Below are 5,076 nucleotides of genomic sequence, written 5' to 3' on the forward strand. Positions count from 1 at the left end.
GATCGCGCTGCCGAATTCGTTGACGTCAAGACCGAGAATCGAGCGACCGAGTGAGCGCATGCCGAGTCGGCGGCATTCGGTGTCGAGGTCGACGTCACCCGCCTCGCGCCAGTGATCGGCGAAGGTGTGCGCCGCCTGCGTCAGGTGGCTGCCAAAGCTGTCGACGTTGTGTTTGGTGAACACCGGCTGCAGTATGCGTCTGCGCGGTGCCCACTCTTTGTTGGGCAGCACGAAGAGGTTGTCGCCCGCGACGTTTCGGATTTCCTGATGGATCTGGCATCGCTCGGTGAGTCCGTCGGTGCGTCCCAACACATCGCGGACCCCGCTCGGCGAGGTGACCAGCACGAGGGCCGGGGCGAGGATCTTCGGCAACGGTTCGAAGCGCGTCACCGGTCCGCCGGCCTCGCTGAGCAGCGGCAGCCCGGTATGCAAAGCGCGCGCCGCCGCCAGCGCCTGCAGAATGGGCAGCGGATTTTTCGGCGCCAGCGGCAGCGAGTCAACATCGAGTTGGTCAATCGTCGCGGTCATGAGATCAAGAATTGCGCCTGGCCGAGCGGATTTCAAGGTTTTGCGCGTATTGCCTCAGCGCATGAATCCGATTGCGCTGTAGTCGAGATCGGCCAGCCCGGGGGCGCCGAAGTTGGCCAGCGAGCTGTTGACCGCGACGTTGCCGGGGGATTGCACCAGCGGCAGGCTGAAACCCTCGGCCCAGATCGCCTTGTCGACATCGTTGGCCAGTACCCGAGCCTTGGCCGGATCCAGCTCCTGGAGGGTCTGCTCGATCTTCGCGTCGATCTCGGGGCTGCCGATCTTGCCGAAGTTGCTCTCGCCGGTGGACGCATAGATCTGGCTGAGCGCAGACAGCGGGAAAGCGTCGCCCATCCAACCGAATTGGGCGATGTCGAAGGCGCCGACGTTGATGTAGTTGGTGAAGAACCCGCTGCCGGCCTTGGCCATCAGGTCGAGCTTCACCCCGATCTGGGCGAGGCTGTGCTGCGCGATCAGGCCGAACTGCCGACTGGTCTGTGCGTCGTAGAACAGGTCGCGCACCACCAACTGCTTGCCGGCCTTTTCGCGGAATTGCCCGTTGAGTTTCCAGCCCAGCGCGTCGAGGTCGCGCTTGGCCTTCGCCGGGTTGTAGGCGACGACGCCGCTGTTGTCTTGATAGCCCTGTTGGCCCTCCACGTAGATGTGATTGTTCAACGCCGCCGGATGGCTGGTGAGCCCATGCTGGGTGACGGCCGCGATGCTCTGTCGGTCGATGCCCTCGGCGATGGCACGGCGCAACGCGGGATCGGACAGTATCGATCCCGCCGCGCCGTTGAAGGTGAAGTGATACCAGCTGGGGGTGGGCGCGCGCCGGATGGAAATGCCTTTGGTGCGCCGCGCGATCGTCATCTGGTCGAGCCCGGACAGGCCGGTGGCGTCGATGGCCTTGTTCTGCAGCGCCGGCAGCCGGGCGGCGTCGTCGAGCACCAGGAAGGTGATGCGGTCCAGCCGCGGTCGCTCGCCCCACCATTTCGGGTTGCGCGTCAATACAATTCGTTGCTTGGCCCGGTCGAGGGCGGAGACGATGAACGGGCCGGCCGACGGCCCCGGCCCCGAGAGTTGGGCGGTGTTGAACGCCTCTGCCGTGGCGGTCATCTTCTTCGGCAACAGCATGGTGTTGCCGGCGAACATGCCGCGCCATTCCGCGTAGGGTTTGGCAAACGTGATGACGGCCTGCTGGTCGCTGACGCCGCGGTTCACCGACTTCACCCGTTCGCTGCCGTTGGTGCCGGCGATCGCGAAGTTCTTGTCCGCTCCGCTGGTGGCATGTATTTGGCTGGCGATGTCCTCCCAGCTGAGCGGGGTGCCATCGGACCAGGTCGCCTTCGGGTTGATGGTGTAGGTGACGACTTGCGGGTTGGTCCCGGTGAGTTCGATGCTGCTGAAGTAATCGGTGTTGACGGTGGTCGAGCCGTCGGGCCCGATCACGAATGCGCGCGGCATGGTGGCCTTCAGCATGCCGCCGACGTCGGCGGAGTTGCCGTCGATGTGCAAAGTGTTGAAATTGGAGGGGAATTCGGTGAGCGCAAGCCGCAGGTCGCCGCCGTCGCGCAGCGTCGCCGGGTTCTGCGGATTGATGTCGCTGGTCGCGCCGACGGCGGTCGCGGGCCCGCCAGGCATCAAGTCCGCGCCCGACGAGCAGCCGGCCACCAGAAAGATGGCGAACATGATCGCCAGCAGGCGCTTGTGCCAGTGACCCGATTCCTTCTCAGGCCGCCTCGCGGCCTGCATCGTCGTCGGGCGCTTGTGCCAATGACCCGACTCCTTCTCAGGCCGCCTCGCGGCCTGCATCGTCGTCGGGCTACCCATGAGCCGAATCCGGTTGCGGCACAGCGGCCAACAGGCGACGGGTGTACTCGTGCTGGGGCCGGTTGAAGATTTCGTCGCTGTCACCCTGCTCCACGATAGCGCCCCGCAGCATCACCACAACGTGGTGAGCGAGGTGCTTAACCACCGAAAGGTTGTGCGAAACAAACAGATACGACAGCCCAAGCTCCTGCTGCAGGTCGAGTAGCAGGTTGAGGATGCCGGCCTGAATCGACACGTCGAGCGCCGAGACCGGCTCGTCGAGCGCGAGGATCTTGGGCCGCAGCGCCAGCGCCCGTGCGATACCGATGCGCTGCTTCTGCCCGCCGGAGAACTCGCCCGGATATCGGCTGGCATCGCTGTGCCGCAGCCCGACGGTGTCGAGCAACTCGGCGACCCGCTTGCTGGTGTCGGTCTTGCTGAATCCGTTGGCGTGCAACGGCTCGGCCAGCTGATCGAAAACCGGCAGTCGCGGGTCCAGTGCCGCCGCCGGATCCTGGAAGACGACCTGGATGTCACGCCGCAGGGCCCGGCGGCTGGCCGGCTTCAGCTCGGCGACGTCGGTCCCCAGCACTTCGATCGAACCAGACTGCGGTGCAACCAGTTCCAGGATCTCGTGTAGCGTCGTCGACTTGCCTGAACCCGACTCGCCGACGATGGCCAGCGTGCGGCCCTGGTGTAGGTCGAAGCTGACGCCGTCGACCGCCCGGACTTCGCCGACGTTGCGGCGAAACAGTACTCCCTTGGTCAACGGGTAGGTCTTGACCAGGTCGCGGACCCGTACCACGACGGGTGATGCATCCGACTCGACGGCGCCGGCCGAAGTGCTGACTCCGTAAACGTCTGACGCACTGCGCCCGACGACGTGCTCGGTGCGGATGCAGGCCGCGTCGTGCTCGGGGGCCACTGGCAACAACGTGGGCTCCGTGGTGCGGCACTCGTCGACGACCAGCGGGCAGCGCGGTCCGAACGGGCATCCTGGCGCCAGATCCGTCAGCGATGGGGGAGCGCCCGGAATCGGCACCAGCCGGGTGCCCTGCGGGGCGTCCAACCGCGGTACCGAACCCAAAAGCCCAACGGTGTAAGGCATCCGGCGATCGCGGTAAACGTCGCTGACGGCCGCGGACTCGACGATCCGGCCGGCATACATCACCAGTGCCCGGTCAGCGAATTCGCCCACCACGCCTAGGTCGTGGGTGATCAGCAGCACCCCGGCGCCGGTGACGTCGCGTGCTGTCTTGAGCACCTCGAGGATCTGCGCCTGCACGGTGACGTCCAAAGCGGTGGTCGGCTCGTCGCAGATCAACAGGTCGGGATCGTTGGCGATCGCGATCGCGATCACCACACGCTGGCGTTCGCCACCGGACAACTCGTGCGGAAACGCCCGCGCGCGCCGCTGCGGCTGAGCGACGCCGACCAGGTCCAGCAACTCGACCGCGCGCTGGCGGGCGGCACGCTTTCCAGCGCCTGGCTGGTGCACCTCGATGGCCTCGGCAATCTGATCGCCGACGGTGTAAACCGGCGTCAGCGCCGACATCGGGTCCTGAAAGACCATCCCGACCGTGTTGCCGCGCAACCGCGACATCGCATCGTCGGGCAGACCGATCAGTTCGTTGCCCTGCAGTTGCACCGAACCTCGGACGTCGGCGTACTCCGGAAGCAGCGACACCACCGACATCGCTACCGTCGACTTCCCCGAACCGGACTCGCCGACAATCGCCACCACCTCGCCCGCGTTGACATGAAAGTCGATGCCGCGCACCGCCCTCAGCGGTGATCCTGCGGCGGGGAAGCTGACTGCCAGGTTGGTGACGTCCAGTAGCCGGCTCACGGGCGCCCACCTCGGGACCCCGGATCGAGCGCATCGCGCAGACCGTCACCGGTAACGTTGGCGCACACCAGGATCAGCACCAGTACCCCGGCGGGAAACAGGAATACCCATGGGAACGTCGTCGCCGACTGGGTACCGTCGGCGATCAGCGTGCCCAGCGACACGTCGGGGGGCTGGATACCGAAGCCGAGGAAACTCAGCCCGGTTTCGGCGAGGATCGCGACCGCGACGTTGAGCGCCGTGTCGATGATCAGGATCGACGCGACGTTCGGTACCACGTGGTGGGTGATGATCCGCCGGCTGGGCACGCCCATATACCTTGCGGCGCGGATAAATTCGCGTTCGCGCAGGCTCATCGTCATGCCGCGGACCATCCGGGAGCTGACCATCCAGCCGAAACCCGACAGCAGCGCCACCAGCACCAGCACGTTGCCGGAGCTTTTGGTACGGGGCGTCAGGATCATGATCAACAGGAACGCCGGCACGACGAGCATGAGGTCGACGAACCACATCAGCGCGCGATCGCGCCAGCCGCCGAAGTAGCCGGAGATCGATCCCACAGTTGCAGCGATACCGGTCGAGATCACCGCCACGCAGACCGCGATCAGCATCGACTTCTGCATACCCCGCAAGGTCTGGGCCAATAGATCCTGGCCAAGAGCGTTGGTGCCCAACCAGTGTCGGGCATTCGGCGGCTGCAGCAGCGCGTTGAAGTCGAGGTCGCTGTAGGAATACGGCAGCAGCGATGGCATCGTGTAGCAGCCGACGAACAGCACCAGCAGCGTCAGCAGCGACGCCACCGCCGATCGGCGGCGCAGGAAGCGGCGCAACACCAACGTCCGGCGGGATGCGAATGCGGGTGCGGTCACGACACCCGAACCCTGGGATCG

The 5,076-nt window shown here is 65.7% G+C and carries 3 protein-coding genes and 1 pseudogene; all 4 read right to left on the reverse strand.

Annotated features, from left to right (window positions below; all coding sequences use genetic code 11):
• Positions 1-528: pseudogene (locus AC2VOG_RS01045) on the reverse strand (cytochrome P450); the annotation flags it as partial.
• Between the two features lie 54 nt (positions 529-582).
• Positions 583-2,169 (reverse strand): ABC transporter family substrate-binding protein, encoded by a 1,587-nt coding sequence (locus AC2VOG_RS01050; protein WP_486938060.1) that lies wholly within the window; start codon positions 2,167-2,169, stop codon positions 583-585.
• 181 nt (positions 2,170-2,350) lie between these two features.
• On the reverse strand, positions 2,351-4,186 hold the full coding sequence (locus AC2VOG_RS01055) for an ABC transporter ATP-binding protein (RefSeq protein WP_486938059.1): 1,836 nt from the start codon (positions 4,184-4,186) through the stop codon (positions 2,351-2,353).
• The gene (locus AC2VOG_RS01060) at positions 4,183-5,055 is read right to left on the reverse strand and encodes an ABC transporter permease (RefSeq protein WP_486938061.1); all 873 of its coding nucleotides are present in this window, start codon (positions 5,053-5,055) and stop codon (positions 4,183-4,185) included. The genes AC2VOG_RS01055 and AC2VOG_RS01060 overlap by 4 nt, the downstream gene beginning before the upstream one ends.
• Between the last annotated feature and the right edge of the window lie 21 nt (positions 5,056-5,076).

It is taken from the genome of Mycobacterium sp. TH-M11, from assembly GCF_057473725.1.

Excerpts from the sequence above, each read along its gene's own strand:
- AC2VOG_RS01050 (WP_486938060.1), bottom strand. The coding sequence starts at position 2,169 with ATGCCTGGCGGGCCCGCGACCGCCGTCGGCGCGACCAGCGACATCAAT.